This window comes from Actomonas aquatica, assembly GCF_019679435.2.
GTDB lineage: Bacteria > Verrucomicrobiota > Verrucomicrobiia > Opitutales > Opitutaceae > Actomonas > Actomonas aquatica.
On sequence record NZ_CP139781.1, the window covers coordinates 188755 to 208920 of the forward strand.

20 protein-coding genes are annotated in these 20166 nt (G+C 64.5%); 6 read left to right on the plus strand and 14 right to left on the minus strand.

Features of this window, described 5'->3' with window-relative positions; genetic code table 11:
- Positions 1–3: 3 nt before the first annotated feature.
- From K1X11_RS00725 to K1X11_RS00735, 3 genes are read right to left on the minus strand one after another with little or no spacing between them, the layout of a single operon-like run.
- A complete protein-coding gene (locus K1X11_RS00725) occupies positions 4–837 on the minus strand; it encodes a sugar phosphate isomerase/epimerase family protein (protein ID WP_221029050.1) in 834 nt (277 codons plus the stop codon).
- A 32-nt stretch (positions 838–869) separates the two neighbouring features.
- Positions 870–2225, minus strand: a complete 1356-nt coding sequence (locus tag K1X11_RS00730) for a glycosyl hydrolase (protein ID WP_221029049.1) — start codon at positions 2223–2225, stop codon at positions 870–872.
- Positions 2226–2279: 54 nt separating this feature from the next.
- Positions 2280–2783, minus strand: coding sequence for a helix-turn-helix domain-containing protein (locus K1X11_RS00735; RefSeq protein WP_324726049.1), 504 nt, complete (start codon positions 2781–2783; stop codon positions 2280–2282).
- Positions 2784–2944: 161 nt separating this feature from the next.
- Between K1X11_RS00735 and K1X11_RS00740 the strand changes: the two genes are divergently transcribed.
- Positions 2945–5293, plus strand: a complete 2349-nt coding sequence (locus tag K1X11_RS00740; RefSeq protein WP_221029047.1) for a multiheme c-type cytochrome — start codon at positions 2945–2947, stop codon at positions 5291–5293.
- Positions 5294–5510: 217 nt separating this feature from the next.
- Here K1X11_RS00740 and K1X11_RS00745 read toward each other — a convergent pair whose 3' ends face one another.
- Complete coding sequence (locus tag K1X11_RS00745) at positions 5511–6215, minus strand: hypothetical protein (RefSeq protein ID WP_221029046.1); 705 nt, start codon at positions 6213–6215, stop codon at positions 5511–5513.
- A gap of 174 nt (positions 6216–6389) precedes the next feature.
- On the opposite strand from K1X11_RS00745, the gene K1X11_RS00750 reads away from it, so the two are divergent.
- The 3 genes from K1X11_RS00750 to K1X11_RS00760 all read left to right on the plus strand — a co-directional run bounded on the left by K1X11_RS00750 (position 6390) and on the right by K1X11_RS00760 (position 8320).
- Positions 6390–6665: an acylphosphatase gene (locus K1X11_RS00750; RefSeq protein WP_221029045.1), complete on the plus strand. Its 276-nt coding sequence runs from the start codon at positions 6390–6392 to the stop codon at positions 6663–6665.
- A gap of 84 nt (positions 6666–6749) precedes the next feature.
- Positions 6750–7415 (plus strand): hypothetical protein, encoded by a 666-nt coding sequence (locus K1X11_RS00755; RefSeq protein WP_221029044.1) that lies wholly within the window; start codon positions 6750–6752, stop codon positions 7413–7415.
- A complete protein-coding gene (locus K1X11_RS00760; protein ID WP_221029043.1) occupies positions 7412–8320 on the plus strand; it encodes a 1,4-dihydroxy-2-naphthoate polyprenyltransferase in 909 nt (302 codons plus the stop codon). The genes K1X11_RS00755 and K1X11_RS00760 overlap by 4 nt, the downstream gene beginning before the upstream one ends.
- Positions 8321–8555: 235 nt before the next feature.
- On the opposite strand, the gene trxA is transcribed toward K1X11_RS00760, so the two are convergent.
- The 5 genes from trxA to K1X11_RS00785 form a co-directional block, all read right to left on the minus strand.
- Positions 8556–8879: a thioredoxin gene (gene trxA / locus K1X11_RS00765; protein WP_221029042.1), complete on the minus strand. Its 324-nt coding sequence runs from the start codon at positions 8877–8879 to the stop codon at positions 8556–8558.
- 105 nt (positions 8880–8984) lie between these two features.
- Positions 8985–9254 carry a hypothetical protein gene (locus tag K1X11_RS00770; protein ID WP_221029041.1) on the minus strand — a complete coding sequence of 90 codons (270 nt, stop codon included), beginning with the start codon at positions 9252–9254 and terminating at the stop codon, positions 8985–8987.
- A complete protein-coding gene (locus K1X11_RS00775; protein ID WP_221029040.1) occupies positions 9251–10036 on the minus strand; it encodes a segregation and condensation protein A in 786 nt (261 codons plus the stop codon). Before K1X11_RS00775 ends, K1X11_RS00770 begins: the two co-directional genes overlap by 4 nt.
- Before the next feature lie 54 nt (positions 10037–10090).
- Positions 10091–11257, minus strand: a complete 1167-nt coding sequence (locus K1X11_RS00780; protein ID WP_221029039.1) for an RsmB/NOP family class I SAM-dependent RNA methyltransferase — start codon at positions 11255–11257, stop codon at positions 10091–10093.
- A gap of 23 nt (positions 11258–11280) precedes the next feature.
- Complete coding sequence (locus K1X11_RS00785) at positions 11281–13362, minus strand: LPS-assembly protein LptD (RefSeq protein ID WP_221029038.1); 2082 nt, start codon at positions 13360–13362, stop codon at positions 11281–11283.
- Positions 13363–13551: 189 nt separating this feature from the next.
- Between K1X11_RS00785 and glgB the strand changes: the two genes are divergently transcribed.
- Positions 13552–15762 carry a 1,4-alpha-glucan branching protein GlgB gene (gene glgB, locus K1X11_RS00790; protein WP_221029037.1) on the plus strand — a complete coding sequence of 737 codons (2211 nt, stop codon included), beginning with the start codon at positions 13552–13554 and terminating at the stop codon, positions 15760–15762.
- Between the two features lie 360 nt (positions 15763–16122).
- The gene (locus K1X11_RS00795; RefSeq protein ID WP_225919212.1) at positions 16123–16953 is read left to right on the plus strand and encodes a PEP-CTERM sorting domain-containing protein; all 831 of its coding nucleotides are present in this window, start codon (positions 16123–16125) and stop codon (positions 16951–16953) included.
- Here the strand turns inward: K1X11_RS00795 and K1X11_RS00800 are convergent.
- Genes K1X11_RS00800 through K1X11_RS00820 form a run of 5 tightly spaced genes read right to left on the minus strand, consistent with a single transcriptional unit; the run spans position 16950 to position 20164 of the window.
- Positions 16950–17405, minus strand: coding sequence for a hypothetical protein (locus K1X11_RS00800; RefSeq protein ID WP_221029036.1), 456 nt, complete (start codon positions 17403–17405; stop codon positions 16950–16952). The genes K1X11_RS00795 and K1X11_RS00800 overlap by 4 nt on opposite strands.
- Before the next feature lie 47 nt (positions 17406–17452).
- Positions 17453–17830: a hypothetical protein gene (locus K1X11_RS00805; RefSeq protein WP_221029035.1), complete on the minus strand. Its 378-nt coding sequence runs from the start codon at positions 17828–17830 to the stop codon at positions 17453–17455.
- Positions 17831–17833: 3 nt separating this feature from the next.
- Entirely contained in the window at positions 17834–18505 is a 672-nt protein-coding gene (gene rpe / locus K1X11_RS00810) for a ribulose-phosphate 3-epimerase (RefSeq protein WP_324726050.1), read from the minus strand.
- Between the two features lie 22 nt (positions 18506–18527).
- Complete coding sequence (lptE, locus tag K1X11_RS00815; protein WP_221029033.1) at positions 18528–19070, minus strand: LPS assembly lipoprotein LptE; 543 nt, start codon at positions 19068–19070, stop codon at positions 18528–18530.
- 26 nt (positions 19071–19096) lie between these two features.
- Entirely contained in the window at positions 19097–20164 is a 1068-nt protein-coding gene (locus tag K1X11_RS00820; RefSeq protein ID WP_221029032.1) for a tetratricopeptide repeat protein, read from the minus strand.
- Between the last annotated feature and the right edge of the window lie 2 nt (positions 20165–20166).

The following is a 20166-nucleotide window of genomic DNA, read 5'->3' on the forward strand; positions in this document are numbered from 1 at the left end:
GAGTCAGACGTGGTCGCGGTAGGCTTGGATGATTTTGGCGAGGTATTCGTCCTGATCCATGGCCCAGAGGCGGGTGGAGAAGACTTCCACTTCGTTGAAGCCGCGGTAGCCGGTGGCTTCAACCCAGGCGCGGATCTGGCGGATGTCGATGCAGCCCTCGCCCATGAGTCCGCGGTCGTTGAGGAAGTCGATGGTGGGGGAGCGCCAGTCGCAGACGTGGAAGGCGAAGAGTTTGTCGAGTTCACCGCAGCGGGCGATTTCGGTCTCAAGCGCCGGATCCCACCAGAGGTGGTAAACATCGGCGGCGACGCCGACGTAGGGCGAGTCGAGTTGCGCGCACATGTCGTTGGCTTGGCCGAGGGTGTTCACGGCGGAACGGGAGTCGGCATACATCGGGTGCAGCGGCTCGATGCCGAGCTTCACGCCGGTGGTGGCGCAGTCGTCGAGCACGGCGGCGATGCCGTCGGCGATCTGCTTGCGCGATTCGCTGAGCGGCTGGCCGGGGACGGCGCCGCAGACGAGCACCACGAGGGGCGCGCCGAGGGCGTGGGCTTCGGCGATGGCCTTGCGGTTGTCGTCGATGGCTTTTTGGCGTTCGGCGGCGGTGGCGCCGGGGAAGAAACCACCGCGGCAGAGGGAGACGATGCTGAGGTCGTGGTCGCGCAGCATGCGACCGGACTCGGCGATGTCGCGGCCCTCGAGGGTGTCACGCCAGACCGTGATGCCTTTCACCCCGGCGGCGCTGAACTTGGCGGCGGCGGTGGGCAGGTCCCACGGTTTTGTCGTGATGGTGTGGATACAGAGCCGATCGAGATCGGTGAGTGGAGCGGCTTTCATAAAACGCTAAAAGGCTGAAATGGCGCGCCGAGTTAGCTCAGGCAGCCGTAGAAGGTGTAGTCGGGTTGCTGGGCGGTGACGGCGAGTTCGCGCAGGTGGTAGTCACCCCACATGCAGGCCTCGCCGCAGGGGACCTTCTGGCCCTCGGGCACGTGGTCCCAGCCGTTGGGACGGTGGTAGACCGAGTGGAGGAGCAGGCCCTGGTGCGTCGGATCGACGCCGAGGTAGGTGTCGGTCAGGAGCGAACGCAGGGAGGTGAGGCCGGCCTGGTAGTAGCGCTTGCCCTCTTCGGTTTCGGTGCCGAGGTAGCGGCCGAGGCGGATGAGGCCTTGCGCGCCGATGGCGGCGGCGGAGCTATCGATCGGCTCGTGGTCGTTGAAAGGCTCGGAGTCGCGGTTGCGCCAGTCGCCCATGAAGGCGAGGCCGGGAGCACCGCCGTCCCAGTAGGGCACGCCGTCGGTCGGGGTGTTGGCGATGAACCAGTCGCAGGTGGCGCGGGCGCCCTTGAGCATGAGGGCCTCCCACTTGGCGCGACCGCCGAAGGGCTCGAGGTCGGCGTCGGAGAGCGTCTTGAGGAACTCGAGTTGTTCCGGGAAGCCGACCATGGCCCAGGCGAGACCGCGGGTCCAGGTGGTGAAACCGGAGAAGCCCTGTTGGGAGTTGGGGCAACGGAAGCGGCCGTCGTTCGGGTTGAAGACGGATTCGTGAGCGGTGCGGCCCCACTCGTCGTAGCTGTCGCGACCCTCGCCGTAGAAGACGGCGTATTTGGCGGTGGCTTCAATGTGTTGGAGGGCGCGGCCGAGCAGGGAATGCGGCGCGTCGTTTTCGCCCATGAGGGTGTGGCCGAGGGCGTGGGCGACCATCACGATGCGGCAGGAGCGGATGGTATCGACGAAGAGGGAGTGCGGGCCGTTGAAGGAGTAGATGTAACCGCCGCCGCCATTGATCGGGGACCAGCGGGAGGCTTGGACGGCGCCGGAGATCTTGATGGCGAGCTCGCAGAAATCGACCTGATCGGCGGGGAGTTTGCCGGCCTTTTGCAGGCGCAGCCAGTTGCCGTAGGTGGAGAGGTTGTTGAAGCCGTGGTCGTGCACGCCGATGTGGGACACGTGCGAGGCCATGCGGGAAAGGGTGAGCTCCATGGCCTTCTTGGCGTGGTGCTCGTCGCCGGTGGCATCGAACTGGAGGAAACCGGAGCCGTAGTGGAAGCCCTCGGTCCATTCGGTCCAGCCGCGGGTGGTGTATTTGCCGGCGACGGTGAAGACGGGGGAGCCCTGGGCGGGGTCGTATTCGGCGTGGATGAGGTCGATCTTCTCGCCGGAGAGTTTCCAAAAGCGCTCCAGCGCGGGAGCGAGATCTGCGATGGTCAGGGTGTTATCGATGTTCATGCAAAAGAGGGGGTTAGGGGGAAGTGTCACGTAATACGTGACAAGTGGGAGGGGTTAGTAGCGTTTGTCTTTGCGGAGGTGGAGGATGAGAAAGCGAGTGTCGTCGAGGGCCTCGTAGGTGTGCTCCTGGATGGCGTCGAACTGGATGCTTTGGCCGGCGGAGAGGTCGAAGGTCTCGTGGGGCAGGCGTAGGCGCAGGGCGCCTTGAAGGACCCAGCAAAGCTCGGTGTCGTCGTGGTGGACCTCGGGGCGGGAGACGGCGGCGTCGCGGGGGGCCTCGCCGAGCAGGGCGACGGCGTTGGAGTAGCGGATCTCGCGAAATTTGAACTCGCCCGTGCGGTGGGACTTCTCGGTCGCCCGGTGGGCGAGAGAAGATTCAGCCATGGCCAACAGGTCGGTGGCGCTGAGGCCGAACGCACGGGCGAGGTTGTAAAGGGTTTCGAGGGCGGCGGTCTGCTGGTTGCGCTCGAGTTTGGAAATAACGGCGACGGAAACGCCGGAACGCTCGGAGAGGGCGGCGATCGTCAGGTCGTGCTGGCGGCGGAGATGGCGCAGCACCGAGAAATCGAACTTAGGGGTTACGGGGTTCAATTTCGCCGACGAGAAGAAATCGTCATAAAATTATCAATAGAGAAAATAGCGTGGCGGCGGTTTTTTTAGCGGAGCAGATGGTGGGAGACGGCTTTACGTCGGTTGGGAATCGGGTTTGGGATGGCGAGATGCCCCGTTCCGAATCTGCTGTTGCCCCCCTACGCTCCGGGGCGGCGGCGCGTTGGCGATGGGCGATCGGGCTGGTGGTGGGGTGGTGGACGATCGGGGGCGTGGTGTTGCTGGTGGGGGCGTGTCGGCGGGCTCCGGATGCGGAACGAGAGCGGGAGGCGGCGGGGTCAGCTGTGGCGGTGGCGGGACTCGCGGCGGGGAAGGTGGGCCAGGCAGTGCCTTCGGCGGCGCCGGAGCAGACGGCGGCGTATTGCGGGGCGTGTCATGCGGAGCAGCTATCGGCGTGGCATGGGACGGATCACGCGCGGGCGAATCAGTTGCTGGCGGACGCGGAGCTGGGAGACGCGCTGGCGGAGGGGCGGCGTTTGGCGGATGGCGGCTCGGCTATGGTGGTCGGGCGGGATGAGGCCGGGGGCGTGGTGCTGGTCGAAGACGGGGGACCGGCGGATGGGGCGCGTTATCCGGTGAAGGCGGTGTTGGGATACCACCCGCTGCGGCAGATGTTGGTGGAGACCAGCGACGGGGATGGGCGTTTGCAGCCGACTGACCTGGCGTGGGACGTGGAGCGGGAGGAGTGGTTCAACGTGTTTGGGCAGGAGGGGCGGCGGCACGGAGAGTGGGGGCATTGGACGGGGCGAGGCATGAACTGGAATTCGATGTGCGCGCAGTGCCACATGACGGGCTACCAGAAGCAGTATGATGCGGCGACGGACACCTACGCGTCGACCTGGGTGGAGCAGGGCATCAGTTGCACGCAGTGTCATGGGCCGGTGGCTCCGGGGCACGGAACGGAAGGCGCGACGGCGGCGACGGGGTTGGCGAGTTGGATCAAGGAGCGGGATCGGGCGGAGCAGTCGTGCGCGTATTGCCACGCGCGCAACGAGGCGCTGACGGCGGAGTTTCCACCGGGGGCGCGGTATGAGGATCATTTTCGGCTGACGCTGCCGGTGCAGGCGGGCGTGTTCTGGCCGGACGGGCAGCAGCGGGATGAGGATTTTAATTGGACCTCGGTGAAGCTCAGTCGGATGCACCACGCGGGCGTGAGCTGCATGGATTGTCATGATCCACACACGACGAAGACGGTGCTGCCGGTGGAGAACAACGCGCTCTGCATGCAATGCCACAGTGCGCCGGGCCGGGTGATGCCGCTCACGCAAGTGGCGACTCCGGTGATCGACCCGACGGCGCATTCGCGGCACGGGCTCGGGTCGACGGGCAACCAATGTGTGTCCTGTCACATGCCGACTACCCCCTACATGGAGCGGGCACCGCGCCATGACCACGGCTGGCTGAAACCGGATCCGCTGCTGACCAAGGAGCTCGGCATTCCGAATGCCTGCAACGGCTGCCATTCGGAGGAGTCGGTGGATTGGGCCATCGCGCACACGCAGGATTGGTATGGCGATAAAATGGACTCGCGGCAGCGGGCGCGGGCACGCGCGGTGCATGCGGCGCAGACGGGCGACACGGGGGCGACGGAGGCGCTGCTGGGGTTGTTGGCGGGCGAAGACATTCCGGCGTGGCGGGCAACCTACCTGCAGTTGTTGGCGCCAGTAGCGGCGGAGCACGCCGAGGTGAGGGGGGCGGCGGTGGCGGCGACGGAGCACGCGGACCCGATGGTGCGATCGGCGGCAGCACAGGTGTTGGCGGGAACGGCTGAGGCGGCGCAGGTGTTGACGCCCTTGCTGGACGATCCGGTGCGACTCGTGCGATTGGATGCAGCGTGGGCCTTGCCGGAAGCGGTGGCACGACGACCGGATTTGGCGGCGGAACAGCAGGCTTATCTTGCGCTCACGTTGGATCAACCGGGTGGGCGGTTGCGCCAAGGGCAGCATCTGGCGAACCAAGGACAGATGTTGGAGGCCGAGGCGGAGATTCGCTTGGCGGCGAACTGGGACCGCTATTCGCCCGGCATTCACGAAGCGCATGCGCAGGTCTTGCAGGCGCTGGCGCGGATGCCGCAGGCGGCGGCGGCGTTTTACCGGGCGGCGCAGCTCCGGCCGAAGGATGGCAACGCGATGTTTACGGCCGGGTTGGCTTATGCTGAGGCCGGCTTGATGGAGCAGTCGCAGCGGGCGTTGCGGGCGGCGGTGGAACGTCAGCCGGAGCTGGATCGGGCTTGGTATAATCTCGGTTTGCTGTTGGTGCAGACGGGTGCCCGGGAGGACGGGTTGGCAGCGCTGCGCGAGGCGGAGGCGCGGGCGCCGTCGGTGCCGGATTATGCGTATGCGATCGCGACGGTGTTGTGGCAGACGGGCGATCGGGAGGGAGCGCGGGCGGCGGCGCAGCGGGCGCTCGCGGCGGATCCGGGGTTTACGCCGGCGCGGCGGTTGTTGGGGATGCCGTGAGGGGTTGGGGGGGCCGGCCGGAGCCACTCGTTCACACTCGTAGCCGCGCGGCGGGAGGGGGGGGAATTCGGCGACCTATGTGCGTGGGATGGTCGCGTTTGGGGCCACGCTTTCGCCTGGGGCTCAAGCGCAGCTACTTAGGGATGGAGCCACGGGGCATGAAAAAGCGGCGTTCCGATGAGGGACGCCGCTAGAAAGGGTAGAGTCTCGGTGGGGCTTAGTCCTCGTCGTCCTCGTCGGAGGGGCGCTCGAGTTCCTCGCGGCACTCGTTCATCACGCGCAGCCAGATCTCGCGCAGATCGAAGAGGCGCGGAGTGGCGAGGGCGGTGAAGTCGGCCAAAGCGCGGCTGGGGGCCTCGGTCTGGTTGAGCAGCGAGAAGCAGGCGTTGAGCTCGCGCATGGCGCGTTTGAGCAGGCTGATGGCCATCGCGTAGTCGCCGAAATCGAGGGCGGAGATGGCAAACATGGCCTGTTGCTCGGCGCGGTGCACCGCGGAGTGGAAGGCGAGGGCGAGGCGCTGCGGGACTTTCTCGGGACGGTCGGCGGCGCGTTCCCAACCGCGGATGAGGGTCAGGAAAATACCCTTGGTCGCGATGAAGACCGGGTTTTTGTGCAGCGTGTAGGGATCGGTCTCGCGCTCGTTGCTGGCCGGGGAGGGCTCGGCGGTGGGCGCATCGCCGAACGCGGCGGGCGGTTCAAAATCGTTGTCGGAACTCCAACTGTCCTCGTCCCAGCCCATGCGGTGCGCGGCTTCGTCCAAGCGCTCCGGGCGGCCTTCGAGTCGTTCGTAGTGTCCGATGTAGCGGTGGATCAGTTCGTCCTGCTCGCGGAGGTATTGCTCCCAATCAAACTCGTTCCACGCCAGCTCGCCTCGTTCGTCCCATTCGTTATCGGAGGGACTGTCGGAATTGTAATTGCTCATTCTAGATGTGGTGGTCGGGGACCTGTCGCCCAACGTGGGAGGGGGTTCCCAAAATGCAAATCAGAAATCGGGCACCGACCGGTGTGTGCTTCGATAGCCTAAAACGGGCCGATTGCGGCGGATTTTGTGGATTGCTGAAAGGTGCTGATGCCACGTAGCTTGCCGACTTTAACCATGGCAGACGTTGTTCACGAAACAGTGCATTTTTCCGGTCGCGTGCAGGGCGTGGGCTTCCGCTACAACGTGCTGCAGGCGGCCAAGGAGTTCGAAGTCTGCGGGTTTGTGCAGAACCTGACCGACGGTCGCGTGCTGCTGGAAGTGGAGGGGGCGAAGGCCGAAATCGACGGTCTGGTGGAGGAGGTGCGCGACCGCATGCACGGTTATGTGCGGCAGGTGGAGCGGGTGGCGCAGAAGCGTCCGGCTGAGTTTCGGGGCTTCGTGATTCGCTGAGCCAAGCGGAGGGACGAATTGAGCGGGATGTGCCTTTGACAGGGGCAGTTCCGCCACTTCGAATGCGCTCTTTCCCAAACGCCTGTGATTCGCGATCTTGTCTTTCTTCTTATCGGTTTAACGTTGCTTTGGCTGCCGCGCAGTTGGCTGCGCCTGGGGCGTCCGGAGGGCAGCGGCCGACGGAAGAAGACCAAAACCTCGGGGGGCGCCAACCGGGATCGCTTGCCAGGCGACTACAGTGTGTGGGCCGGCGAAGAGTTTGCGCGGCGGCGCAACTGGATCGATTTGCTGCGGGCTTTGGCGGGTGGTTATGCGGTGATGGCGACCGTGCCGACGTTGGTGCACACGATCGTCGCGGTGCCGGAAATGCCGTTGGGTAATGTGATTTTGGGCACGCAGGCGGTGATTCTGTTCGCGGCGGTGCTGATCCAGATGGTGCGGGTGGAGGAGAAGTTTACCTTGTCGCCGCCGTTGTTTTTTATCCTCGGTCTGGCGTTTCCGATCGTGGGGGTGAAAGCGGCGCTCATCGGGTTTTTCGCCATCTGGGCGATCAATGTGGTGCTGCCCAATCCGGCGATCTTCCTGGCCGCTTACGGTGGTGGCATCGCCATTCTGGCCGTGTTTCTCGGTGCGGGACCGCGCGCAGGGGCATTGATGGCGGGGCTGGCTTTGTTTCCGCCAGTGATGGCGGTGCTCTTTCGGCGTAGGCTGGCGCAATACCGGAAGCGCACAAAGATCGTGGTGCGATGAAAACGGCGACCGCTTCGTCGGGGGGGGGCTTGGCGCTGTGGTGGGAGGCGGCGCGGCCGCGCACCTTGCCGGCGGCGATCGCGCCCGTCATGGCGGCGACGGCGCTGGCGTGGCATGACGGGGTCTTTCACGGCGCGGCCGCCCTGACCTGTCTGGCTTTTGCGGTGCTGATTCAGATCGGGACCAACTACGCCAACGACTACTACGACTTCGTCAAAGGAGCCGATACGGCGGCCCGGGTGGGTCCGCGGCGAGCGGTGGCGGCGGGGCTGATCGCGCCGGCGACGATGAAGCGGGCGATGATGGCGGTGTTCACGGCGGCGTTTCTGGTCGGTCTGTCGCTACTGCAGTTTGGCGGCTGGCCGTTGCTGGTGATCGGCGTGCTGTCGATCGTGTGTGGGGTGGCTTACACGGGCGGGCCGTATCCGCTGGCCTACCACGGTTGGGGCGACGTGTTTGTTTTCATCTTTTTTGGCCTGGTGGCGGTGGCGGCGACCTACTTTGTGCAGGCGGGCACGGTGTCGACCGGAGCCTGGCTGGTGGGGGCGGGGATCGGTGCGCTGGCGACCAATATTTTGGTGGTGAACAACTATCGGGACATTGAGACTGACCGCGTGGCCGGCAAACGCACCACGGCAGTGCGCTTTGGGCCGGTGTTTGCCCAGCTGCAGTTTGCGTTGGGGCATGCCGTGATGATTTCCGTGGTGGTGGGGCTGGGCGCGCTGGGAGTGCTGGCTCCTTGGGAAAGTGCGGTGCTGGCGGTGACCGGAGCGGCGATCGGTGCGCGGCAGTTGCAGACGCTGCGGCGGACGACGGACGCTCCAGGGTTGATCGCTTTGCTGGGCGCGACGGGTCGGTATGTGGCGCTGATGGCGCTGCTGCTGAGTTTGGCGTTGGTTTGGTAGGTGGCTGGGTGGCTGGGTGGCTGGGTGGATGGGGGGCTAGGGGCTAGGGGCTGGGTCTGGGCCGACGGGGGGGAGCGGCGGTTTTAGGCTGAGGGGCAACGAGAGCGGCCGAGACGGCCGCTGCTACACTGGGACGAAGAGGGGCGGGTGGAGAGGTGTAGGGCCGGTGCTGGGGCACAAAAAGGGCGCGCCGGGGAGGGCGCGCCTTCGGGGGAAGTGGGACTGAAGGGTTGGCTCAGAGGTGGGCGTTGACCTTGCCGAGGAGGGCGTCCTTGGAGGTCATGCCGACGATCTGCTCAACCACGGTGCCGCCCTTGAAGAGGAGGAGGGTCGGGATGGCACGCACGCCGAATTCGGCGGAGATGGCGTCGTTCTCATCCACGTTGACCTTCGCGACGGTCAGCTTGCCGTCGAGCTCGGTGGCGATCTCTTCGAGCACCGGGGCGATGGCCTTGCAGGGGCCGCACCAGGGAGCCCAGAAATCGACGAGAACGGGCTGATCACCGCTCACGGTGGTTTGGAAGCTGGAGGAATCGAGGTTTGCGATATTGGCGGACATAAATGGACGGAGGTTAAATCGGCGAAAAAAAGGGAGAGGCGCTTAGGGAAAGTCAGAGTAGCCAAAGCCGCAAGTGCGCGGGGGCAGGTTCCGGGAGGATGGGGCTTATTGCGGGGTGGATTTGTGGATGATCTCGGCGAGTTCGCGTTTGTCGACGGTCTCGAGGTGTTTGTCGCGGCGCTTGAGTTCCTCAAAGGTTTTGAGGGTGGTCTCAGTCATGCGCTCGTGGGTTTCCTGCGAGCCGCCAACGAGGACAAATTTCTCGCCGCGGGTGATGCGTTTGTGGCCGTCCTCGTTGTCGAGCCCCACGCCGAGCAGACCGGAGCGAGGTTGCGGACGGGACGGGCGTGAAGGTTGTTCGGAGGAGGAACTCACGCGGTCACGCTGTCCGTATCGACCGGGGTTTCAAGTGGGATCTCGTCTTCGCGGGCTTCGCAAAGGATGTCGGCAAAGGCTTCGGTCTGGCGCACGCGCAGGCGGTTCATGCGGGTGAGTTCGAGCACGGCGAGGAAGGTCGCGACGAGGACGCGCACGGTGAGCGGGCCGGTGAAGAGAGAGGTGAAGACGAAGGATTTCTCCGTCTTGATCTTCTCCATCAGCATTTCCATCTGGTCGGCGACGGTGATCTGCTCGTCCTGAATTTCGCCGATGACGAGTTTTTCGGCGAGGCGACGCAGGACCATGTTGAACGCGTTCCAGAGGTCGACGCGGTCGATCGGTTTGAGCGGGCGTGCCTGCTGGGGGACGGTGAGCTTCGAGACGTGGCGGGAGAGCAGGCCTTGTTGGTATTCGACGAGGCGGTCGAGTTCCTGGGCGGCTTCCTTGAACTTCTTGTATTGGAGCAGCTGGTGCACGAGTTCCCAGCGCGGATCCATGCCGTCGTCGCCGTCGCCCTCGGTGTCGACTGCGGCGAGTCCGCGGGGTAGCAGCATGCGGCTCTTAATTTCCATAAGGGTGGCCGCCATGACGAAGAAGTCGCCGGCCACCTCGAGGTTGAGCTCCCGCATGGAGTGGAGGACCTCGATGTATTGTTTGGTGACCGATTCGATGGGGATGTCGTAGATATCCAGCTCGTTCTTCCGGATGAGGAAGAGGAGCAGGTCGAGCGGGCCCTCAAAGACGGGCAACTTGATACGTAAATCGGAATCGGGAACCACGGTTGGCGGGAGGCTTGGGGGCGGTGATGGGGTCGCAACAAAATTCCGGCGGACTCAGGAGCGCTGAAAGGCGGCCACAAAATAGGCGTCGGAATCGAGTTCCGCGGGCAGAAAGGTCCAACGTCCGTCGGCCTGCGGGCTGGAGTGGCCGGGCGGCCGCAGCGGGAGCGGGCGGTATTCGCGGTGGTGTTCGAGGAAGGCGTCGACGACGGCCTCGTTTTCGCGGTGGCAGAGCGAGCAGGTGGCGTAAACGAGGGTGCCGCCGGCGCGGACCATGGCGGCGAACTTGCCGAGAACAAACTGCTGGCGCTCGGCGGCGGCGGCGATGGTGGCGTGCGAGGTCGTCCACTTGAGATGCGGCGCGCGGCGCCAGGTGCCGCTGCCGGAGCAGGGAGCGTCGACCAGCACACCGTCGAACGGGCCGGAGGGGGCGCGCTCGATGGTGACGTTGTCCAAGCCGGCGCGTTGGGCGCGTTGTTCGAGTTCACGCAGGGCGGGGCCGCGGATGTCGTGGGCGGTGACGCGGCCGGCGTGGCCGAGGCGGCGGGCGAGTTGCAGGGTCTTGCCGCCGGCGCCGGCGCAGGCGTCGAGCCAGTGGCCGGAAAGGGCGCCAGGCAGGCTGGCGAGCAGGGCCTGGGAACCGAGGTCCTGGATCTCAAAATCGCCGCGACGAAACGCCTCGGTGTTGAGCACGGGGGCGTCGGCGGCGACCTGCCAGGCGTCGGGCAGCAGCGCCGAGGGTGAATGGGCGATGCCGAGCGAGTCGAACTCGGCGGCGACGCGGGGCGGCTGGGCGGTTTGTAGGCGAATCCACAACGGGGCGCGCGAGAGGAGCGCGTCGCGTTGGGTCGGGTCCTGGAGGACGGCCGGGCATTCGTCGCCGAGCCAGGTCGGCAGCAAGGACTCGGGTGGGCCGGGAGGCGCGGAGGTTACGGTCGGATCGGCGAAGGCCTCGATGAAGGGGGCGGTGGCTTTGCTGGGGGAGGCGAAGCTGGCTACGCGGCGGACGAGCAGCTCGGCGGAGGTGTCCTCGATCCACGGCAGGATGCGCCAGGCCGTGTAACACAATTCCCGATACAGGCGGCGGTCGCGGCTGCCGGCGCGATGACGGGCGAGCCAGTCGGCGAGGCGCTGCGGCTGGGCCGGATCGTGGTGCCAGTGGGGGCGCAGTTCCTCGATGAGCTCGAGGAAGAGGCGACGTTGGTTGTCGACGCGACTCACGGCTTGGCGGACGGACGGCTTGCTTAGAAATTGATGGCGTCGAGCACCACGTTGAAGCCGAAGTCGCTCTCGCGGCGCTGTCCGGAGTAGAAGGAGAGCTCGTAGCCGACGATCCAACGGTTGGCGATGGTCTGGCGGATGCCGTAGGTCTGCTCGACAAAACGATCGCGGCGGGAGTCGTAGTGATGGCGGGTGTAGCCTTCCCAGACCTCGTTGAGGCGGTAGGCCAGACCGGCGATGAACTCTTGGATATCGCCTTCAAGGTAGTGGTTGGCGAACTGCACACTCCAGCGGTCGGCGCTGCGCAGGGTGATGGCGGTGTTGAGTTCGCGCATCGTCCAATCACCCGGGGTGGCGCGGTGATAGAGCTCGAAGTCGATGAACGGGGCCGGCGTGAGTTTCAGTTCGGTGTGAAGCGCCGAGAGCGTGCGTTCGCTGGGGGCGGTGTCGAAGCGGGAATCGATGGCGACATTGAGGCGCACCAAGTCGCGGGAACCGTAGATCTCGTCGCGAGTTTGCAGACGTTGGTCGAGCGCGAGACGCAGGGTGTGGAGGGAGCCGAGTTGGTCGATCTGACGGCGGGCGCCGAGACCGAGGGGATCGAGGTAGGTGGCAAAAACGCGGCGGTCGATCGCGGGGATGTAGGCGGTGCCTTTGTCGGCCTCGGGCACGTAGCGGTAGGAGAGCTTGGGGGTGACGAGGTGGCGGAGTCCATTGATGCCCCAACGCTCGTTTTGGTAGTCGAAGACAGCGTTGGCGGTGAACTGAGCGTCGACGCCGAATTCACCGAGGGAGCGAGTGTAGTCGGAGCGGCCGGCGAGGGCGCGGTCGTAGTGGGTGACGCGCGCACCAACGACGGGCGCGATGCTCAGCCAGGACTCCGGCGTCCACGGGCGGGTGAGGGCGTAATAAAAGTCGAAGCGATCCGAGCGCAGCACGGGACTGCCGGTGGGTGGGTCGTCGCGGAGCAGGGCGACGGCGGCGTGCGCCTCGTGGACCCAACCAGCGGCGACGGGCGTGGGCAGGACGTCGAAGGTGACCTCCGGCAGGCGTTCGCGGACGCGGTGGTAGTCGTTGGGTTGAGCGCGGAAGAAGAGCCCCGAAACGGTGTTGGCCGTGGTGTAGGTCAGTTCGGCGAAGGAATCCGGCACCTGCACGGGGAAGAAGCCCTGCGGCAGGAAGTCGCGCACGACCTCGGAATCGCTCCAGTAGTTGAGCTCGGCGTTGAAGGTGAGGCGTGGGGAAAACTGTTGGCGGTGCGACCACGAGATGATGCCGCGGTCGGGATCAATCGGATCGCCGAGAAGATCGGTGAGGCGGTCGCCGGTATCGTGAATGTAGCCGGTGGAAATGCGTCCAGTGGCGCCCAGACCGGTGTCGGCATCGGTGGTGTCATAGCGGGCGGAAGGGCCGGCCATGACGCCGCGTTTGGTGTAGATACCGAGTTCGGCACCGAGCTGCAGCCAGTCGGTGGAGGCGACCTTGGCACCGACCAAGAGGTGAGGACCCAGCCGGGAGGTGTAACCGCCGTCAAAAGTGAGATCGCTGACGAACGGCACGTCGGTCGGCAGCGGGGTGCCGGGCAGCGGCAGCGGCCGGAAAAAGCCAAGGCCCACGCGACCGCCGTCGGCCTCGATGAGGTCACGCTCGGGGTAGTAGGTGAGGGCATCGGCGGTGACGGTGGGGGACCACGGGTGAGGTTCGCCGAAGCTTACGGTGGCGTTGCGGAAGGTGAGACGATCGGGTGCGCCCTCGACGGCTTCGCCGGAGACGTAGATCGGGCTGCGGCCGAAACGCAGGTCGGTGACGGTGTAATGACGGGTGTCGCGGTCGTAAGTGATTTCCTGGGCGAGGATGCGACGGCCGGCCTGCTGCGCGACGACGCGGCCGGTGGCGGTGACCTCATTGGTCGCGCGGTTCCAACGCATCTCATCGGCGGTAAGGCGAATGTCGTCGAAGTTCGCCACGACATTGCCGCGGTAAATCACGATGCCCTCGGCGTAGCTGGCATCGAGTTCATCGGCCCGAATGGAGGGCGGTTGCGTGGCAGCGGCCGGGGTTTGAGCGCGCAGCGGGGCGAGACCCACCGCGAGGGAGATGAGCACTGAAAAGAGAGGAAGAAGGCGCAGGCGTGGCATCAACAAGCGGGGAGCAAAGGAAGGCCGTCGCCCGGAAGCAAGCCGGGGGACCGGGCCAATCGGGGGTGGTCGCGGGGCGATGGGGCGAATTGCGGCATCGCGACTCGACGACCTCCGGTGGAGTTTACAGAGTGCCTCTCAAGCATCTGACCCACCGTGACTTTGACCCCTGCGCAAATCGATACCCTCCTCACTGCCAAAGAAGCCCAACCGCACTCCGTGCTGGGGCTCCATCTCGGAAAGAAGGGTAAAAGCGCCGGCCTGGTGGGCCGCGCGTTCGTCAAGGACGCGGTGAGCTGCGAGCTGATCGATCTCGAGGCAGACAAAGCCATCCCGATGGAGCAGATCGATGAGGCGGGGTTGTTCGACGTATTCATCCCGCGGAGACGCAAGGTGTTTCGCTACCAGTTGCGGGTGCAATACCCCTCGGGCGAGATGCGGCAGTTTTTTGACCCCTACAGCTTCCTGCCGACGCTGGGTGAACAGGACCTGTATCTGTTCAACGAAGGCACCGAGCATTGCATCTACACGAAACTCGGCGCGCATCTGCGGGAGATGGACGGCGTGGCGGGCGTGTCGTTTGCAGTGTGGGCCCCGAGTGCCAAGCGCGTCTCGGTGGTGGGTAACTTCAACCAATGGGACGGCAGGTATTTTCCGATGCGCCCGTTGGGTGCCTCGGGCGTGTGGGAGTTGTTCATTCCCGGTCTCGGCGAGGGCGAACTCTACAAGTTCGAGTTGCTCGATCAGGGCGGCAACATCCACCTCAAGACCGATCCCTACGGCACCTACTTTGAGGCGCCTCCCGGCAACGCCTCGATCGTGCACAATACCCGCAAACACGAGTGGGGCGATGGCGAGTGGATCGCGCAGCGGGAAGCGCAGGCCAAGCAGATCGACCGGCCGATCTCGATTTACGAGGTGCACCTCGGCTCGTGGAAACGGCAGGTGGAGGATGGCGGTCGTCCCTTCAACTACCGCGAACTGGCGCCGATGCTGGCCGACTACGCCATCGACATGGGTTTCACTCATATCGAAGTGATGCCGCTGGCGGAGCACCCGTTTGAGGGCTCATGGGGCTATCAGGTGACCGGTTTCTACGCGCCGACCCATCGGTTTGGCTCGCCGGACGATTTTGCCTTCTTTGTCGATCATCTGCATCAGCGCGGACTCGGCATCATCCTCGACTGGGTGCCGGCGCATTTCCCGCGCGACAGCTTTGCGCTGGCGGAGTTTGACGGCACGCACCTCTACGAGCACGCCGATCCGCGTCAGGGCGCGCACATGGACTGGGGCACGTTGATCTTTAATTTCGGCCGCCATGAAGTGCGTGGTTTCCTCATCGCCAATGCGTTGGCGTGGTTGGACCGCTACCACATCGACGGCCTGCGGGTCGACGCGGTGGCCTCGATGCTTTACCTCGACTATTCGCGCAACGAAGGGGAGTGGATCCCCAACAAGTTCGGCGGGCGCGAGAATCTCGAAGCGATCGACTTCCTGCGCGAAACCAATCGCCTGGTGCACGACTACTATCCGGGCGTGTTGATGATAGCCGAGGAGTCGACCGCCTTTGCCGGCATCAGCAAGCCGGTGGACGAAGGCGGCATCGGGTTCGATTTCAAGTGGAACATGGGATGGATGCACGACACCCTGCGCTACTTCGAGAAGGATCCCATCCACCGCAAGTGGCACCAGAACGACCTCACGTTTGGCGCGCTCTACCAGTGGTCGGAAAACTTCATCACGGTGTTTTCCCACGACGAAGTGGTGCACGGGAAGAACTCCATGCTCTACAAAATGGGCGCGTGGCACATCCCGGAAAAGGCGGCCAACTTACGCGCGCTTTACGCCCACATGTGGGCATGGCCGGGCAAAAAGTGTCTCTTCATGGGCTGCGAGTTCGGCCAATCGCACGAATGGAAATATGCCGGTTCGCTCGATTGGCACCTGTGCCAATACCTCGACCACGAAGGCATTCGCCTGCTGGTGCGCGACCTCAACAAACTTTACCGCGACGAGCCCGCGCTCAGTTCGCGCGACCTCGATCCCACGGCGTTCCGCTGGATCGCGGCGCATGATACCGAGGCGAGCATCATCTCCTACGTGCGCAGTGACGCCGAGGAGCAGACGCTCATCTTCACCGTGGGCCATTTCACGCCCACGGCCCGCGAAGGCTATCGCATCGGCGTGCCGCGCCGTGGTCGCTGGGTGGAGGTGATCAACACCAACAGCGAGTATTACGGCGGAACTGGCGTCGGCAACGGCGGCGAAGTGCATACGGAAGATGTAGAAGCCGACGGCTGCGCGCAGAGCCTTGTGCTCACCATTCCGCCGCTAAGCACCACGATCTTCAAGTGGACGGCGGAGTAAGCCGGCGATCCCAGACACGCCGGCGGCTTCGTGGCGCTGCGAACGTAGACCGTGAGGCAACGAGACGCGGGCGACACGCCCGCGGCTACATTCCCGTCCCAGTGTAGCAGCGGCCGTGTCGGCCGCTCCGCTGGCTGCCATCCATCGTAGCGCGAGCAAGCTCGCGGCCTACATTGTGCATGCGTGGCCCAGTGGCGAGGGGCGGGGTAGGCCTTTCCCGGATACACGCGCGGGAAGCGGCTCACCCGTTCGGGGTATGGAGCGTGAACGCGAATGCAGATAAGGTGGATGTCAGTCCGTTGACCGGTGTGCCGCGGCTGAACCTTACCACCGATCCTCCACCTTCTGCTTCGTTCCGTCATGCGTGTCTCTCCTCGTTTTGTATTTACCCTCGCGCTCTGTGCCGGGCTTGGTGCCACCGCCCACAGCCAAGTCCTCGTCCGCGCCACCAGTTCCATCAACCTGGCCGGAAGTCTCCAGGTTCTGGATACGGATCATACCTCGTCCAGCTCGCCGGCGGCTTCGGCGAGCAGTGAACGGAGTGACTATTTTTATCTGCTGCCAGAAAGCTGGGGCACGGTGAACTCACTGCAGGTCGTGTATACCGCCTTCAGCCTGACCTTGGCCGGCGATGCGCGTGGCTCCGACATCACCGGCACGTCGCCGAGCAACCAGTTTGGGGCGCAGACCACGCTCGATGTGAATGTGGAGGCCACCGACAATTCGATTCTCTTCAACCCGGGGTTTGCCTCGTTGGGCGCGGGCGACACCAATTTTCACACGGCATCGTTTGGTGAAACGATCGACCCCGTATTGTCATCGGGGATACAGAACGTGAACCCGGCGTTGTTGACCACGCGCTATTATCTCACGGATGCGCTCGCTCCCAGTTATGGAAATATCTTTGCCTACACGGAGTTCGATGCCGTAACCGGCATCATCGACACCGCGTTGGCGCAGAACCCGTCGGTGCAAGCCAACGCCAGTTTCATCGGCACGGTGTATTTGGTTTACGAATTCGAGGCGTCCAGCGCGTTTCTGGACGCCTACGGTGACATTGGAACAATCGAGCTGAATCCGTCGATGTCGGCCGTGCCCGAGCCCGGCACCTATGCGGCGATGGCCGGCGCAGCCGCGCTGGGTTTCGGCATCTGGCGCCGACGTCGGACGAAGACCCTGTGTAAGGGTTAGGGAGACGGGAGCGACTCTTGGGCAGCAGCTTTCTCCGCCCGACGAAGCCGGACCTCTTCGGCAATCTCTTCAAGCCGCAATAACTCGTCGGCCGACGGATCAAAGTCGGTAGCCTCTTGCGTTTGCTGAGGTATTCCCGCTGTCGACAGCATCTCAATCATAGGCACTCCCTCATACCAAGAGGCTGTCGGTTCGTAGTGTTGAATTACGGAAGCGGCTAGTTCGATGTCGGACCAAGGAGCGTCCCAGACGTCCAAAATCAGCCACATCCCTGATTCTTTGTGCACGATCTCCAACGAGGTTTTATCGTTCGCTTTTGCCGCTATCAGGCCGAGTTCCTGATTCTCTACGATCGTAATCTCGGTGAAGGACCAGAATCTCATGGCTTTCAACCCGAGCAGGATGATCTCGCGTTTCGTCCACGCGGGTCCGTTGAAGAGACGTTCTTTCAATCCAAATGGTTGTGCCCGGGCCGCGCGAACCCCGAGGTCGTGCCAGTTCAGAATCGGGTCATCGGGCGCGTTATAGAGGAGATTTCCGCCAGCATCTCTACGAATTGGGGGGCTCGGGTGGATTGGGGCGCTCCAAACAAAATTCGATATCCGCTGGCCGGCTCGCTCAGCACGAACGGCCCATCGCCGGCATGGGAGAGCTCACGAGGAAAATCCGACGGGACCGCTATAGAGGCATATCCGAGGTCCAGAATTCGCGTCTCGTAGGACGGCAATTCAGTCTCTTCCGAAATTGCCAGTGACGTGACATCGATTTCCGAGATGGCCGAGCGGATCCGATGGTCCCACCAAACCAAGGCTCCGGCAATTAACGCGAGTAGGAGCGCACCGGCGGCAAAGTCTTTCGCGCTGCGCTGTCGCTTCATATATTACCAGCTCGCCACGGTGGCGGCGAAGGCGGCGCGGTCCGCGGCTTTGAAGAAGGCGGTGCCGGCGACGAAGGTGTCGGCGCCCGCGGCGTGGCAGAGGGGGCCGGTTTTGAGGTCGACGCCGCCGTCGACTTGGAGGCGGAAGTTGAGTCCGCGTTCGCGGCGCCAGGTGTCGAGCTGCTCCAGCTTCGGCATCATGGCGGTGCGGAAGCTCTGGCCGCCGAAGCCGGGTTGCACCGTCATGACCAGCACGAGGTCAACTTGGTCCAGGAGGTGTTCGACTGCGCTGGCCGGGGTGTCGGGGTTGAGCACGATGCCGTTTTTGCAGCCGAGTTCGCGGATTTGGCGCAGGGTGGCGGCGTGGTCGTAGTCGGGCTCGATGTGGATGGTGATCTGGTCGGATCCGGCCTGGGCGAAGGCTTCGACGTAGCGGTGGGGCTCGTCGAGCATGAGGTGCGTGTCGAAGAAGGTGTCTTTGAGTGCGGGGCGGCGGCGGAGGGCGGCGACGACTTCGGGACCAAAGGTCAGGTTGGGCACGAAGTGGGCATCCATGATGTCGACGTGCAGCCAATGGAGGCCGTGGGCGGGCACGACTTCGGCGCTTTCGCCGAGGGCGGCGTGGTCGCCGGCAAGAAGAGAGGGGGCGAGGAGAGGAGCGTGCAGTGGCTTCACTGCTCCGAGTCGAAACGCTCGTTTACCAGACGTCGAGCACGGCGTGCGCGACCCAGTCGGCGAGTTGATCGGCGAGGTGGGGCAGGGCCTGATATTCGGCCGGATTTTGACCGTCATCGACGAAGATCTGGCGGGTCACGCGCACGGTGCGGTTCTTGAAAATGGGTTCGCCGGTGCGCTGGTTGACGAGGGTGCACTGGGCGCCGAGGGCGAGATCGAATTTGCGCGCGAGGGCGGTGTCGTTGGGCTGCACGGCGGTGAGGGTGCGTCCGTAGTCAAAGAGGTTGACGGAGAGCACGGCGTCGGCGGAGGCCGCATCGGGGGCGAGCGTGACACGGCCGTCGCGGAGCAGGGCGGTGCGGAGCTCGCGGGTGACGAGGGCGACGGCCTGCGGCAAGGCGGCTTCGTTGCTGACCGGCTCGACGTAGAGGGTCGAGAACGCGAGCGGCTCGGTGGCGCCGGTGCCGAGCGAGTAGTGGGCGCAGCCGGAGAGGCCGAGCAGGCTCAGGCAGGCAAGCAGCAGGAGGCTCGCGGCGGAGGGGAGCCGGTCACGAAGGCGAGCCATGGGAGCGGTGCGGGAGTCTCGGGCGATCAGAAGATGCCGAGGAACTTCTTACGCTTGGTCGGTTTGGTGGCGGGCTGCTCGCCTTGGGCGAGGGCCTCACGCTCGGCTTCGATCGAGTCGATGATGTCGAGCTGCGAGCGAGCGCGATCGGCGACCTCGGAACCCGGGAAGGCGGTGATGGCTTCGTTGTAGAAGACGCGGGCGCCTTTGTAGTTCTTGCGGTATTTGAAGTAGTAGTCGGCGAGGATCATTTTGCTCTCGGCGAACACGGACTTCATCTCGTCGAGACCTTCCTGGGCTTCGGCCAGGCCGTCATCTTCGGGGAAGAGGATCATGAAGTCCTCAAAATAGGTGATGGCTTCGCGGGTGGACTCCTGGTCGTAGGCGGGACCGTCGACGAGCGAGGAGTGGGTTTTGGCGAGCTCGAGGTAGGCGTCGGGGGCAAGGAGGCTCTGGCTGTAGTTGTTGATGAGCCGGTCCAACGCATCGATGGCGTAAGGGGTGTTGTTGAGGCGGCGGTGCAGCTTGGCGTTGTTCATCAACGCGAGCGGCGCGTAGTCGCTGTAGGGGGCGTTGGCGACGACCCACTCGAAATAGGTGATGGCGCGTTCGCGGCTGCGGAAGCTCGGCAGCCAGCCCCAGTTGTAGTTGCGCTCGCCTTCCATGAGGCGGGTGGCGATTTGGAACTGTTCCCCGAGGACTTCATTGAAGCGGTCGCTGTTGGGGTAGCGCGTCATGATCTGCTGGAAGGTCTCGAAGGCCTTGTAGAGCTGGCGACGCTGCAGGTAGATCTTGGCGGTGCGGTAAGAAGCCTCGGACGAGTAGATCGAGTTCGGGTAGTTCTTGGTGACGCGACGGTAGGCGCGCAGGGCGGTGCGGGTGTTACCGGCTTCCTCGGCCGTGCGGGCGCGGTTCATGGTCTCCAAGGCGTTGCGGGCATCGGCACCGACGAGGCCGGAGAGAGCACCGCCCTCGATGCGCCAGCCTTCGCCGGGAGTCCACACCAACTCGGCGCGGGTGCCGGCGGCGGACAGAACAAGGACAAGGGCGAGGGAGAAAAAGGCGCTGAGACGACGCATTGAAAGTGGGAGCATGA

Coding starts and splice junctions, on each gene's coding strand:
- K1X11_RS00725 (WP_221029050.1), bottom strand. CDS start 837: ATGAAAGCCGCTCCACTCACCGATCTCGATCGGCTCTGTATCCACACC.
- K1X11_RS00730 (WP_221029049.1), bottom strand. CDS start 2,225: ATGAACATCGATAACACCCTGACCATCGCAGATCTCGCTCCCGCGCTG.
- K1X11_RS00740 (WP_221029047.1), top strand. CDS start 2,945: ATGCCCCGTTCCGAATCTGCTGTTGCCCCCCTACGCTCCGGGGCGGCG.
- K1X11_RS00745 (WP_221029046.1), bottom strand. CDS start 6,215: ATGAGCAATTACAATTCCGACAGTCCCTCCGATAACGAATGGGACGAA.
- K1X11_RS00750 (WP_221029045.1), top strand. CDS start 6,390: ATGGCAGACGTTGTTCACGAAACAGTGCATTTTTCCGGTCGCGTGCAG.
- K1X11_RS00760 (WP_221029043.1), top strand. CDS start 7,412: ATGAAAACGGCGACCGCTTCGTCGGGGGGGGGCTTGGCGCTGTGGTGG.
- trxA (WP_221029042.1), bottom strand. CDS start 8,879: ATGTCCGCCAATATCGCAAACCTCGATTCCTCCAGCTTCCAAACCACC.
- K1X11_RS00795 (WP_225919212.1), top strand. CDS start 16,123: ATGCGTGTCTCTCCTCGTTTTGTATTTACCCTCGCGCTCTGTGCCGGG.
- K1X11_RS00805 (WP_221029035.1), bottom strand. CDS start 17,830: ATGAAGCGACAGCGCAGCGCGAAAGACTTTGCCGCCGGTGCGCTCCTA.
- lptE (WP_221029033.1), bottom strand. CDS start 19,070: ATGGCTCGCCTTCGTGACCGGCTCCCCTCCGCCGCGAGCCTCCTGCTG.
- K1X11_RS00820 (WP_221029032.1), bottom strand. CDS start 20,164: ATGCTCCCACTTTCAATGCGTCGTCTCAGCGCCTTTTTCTCCCTCGCC.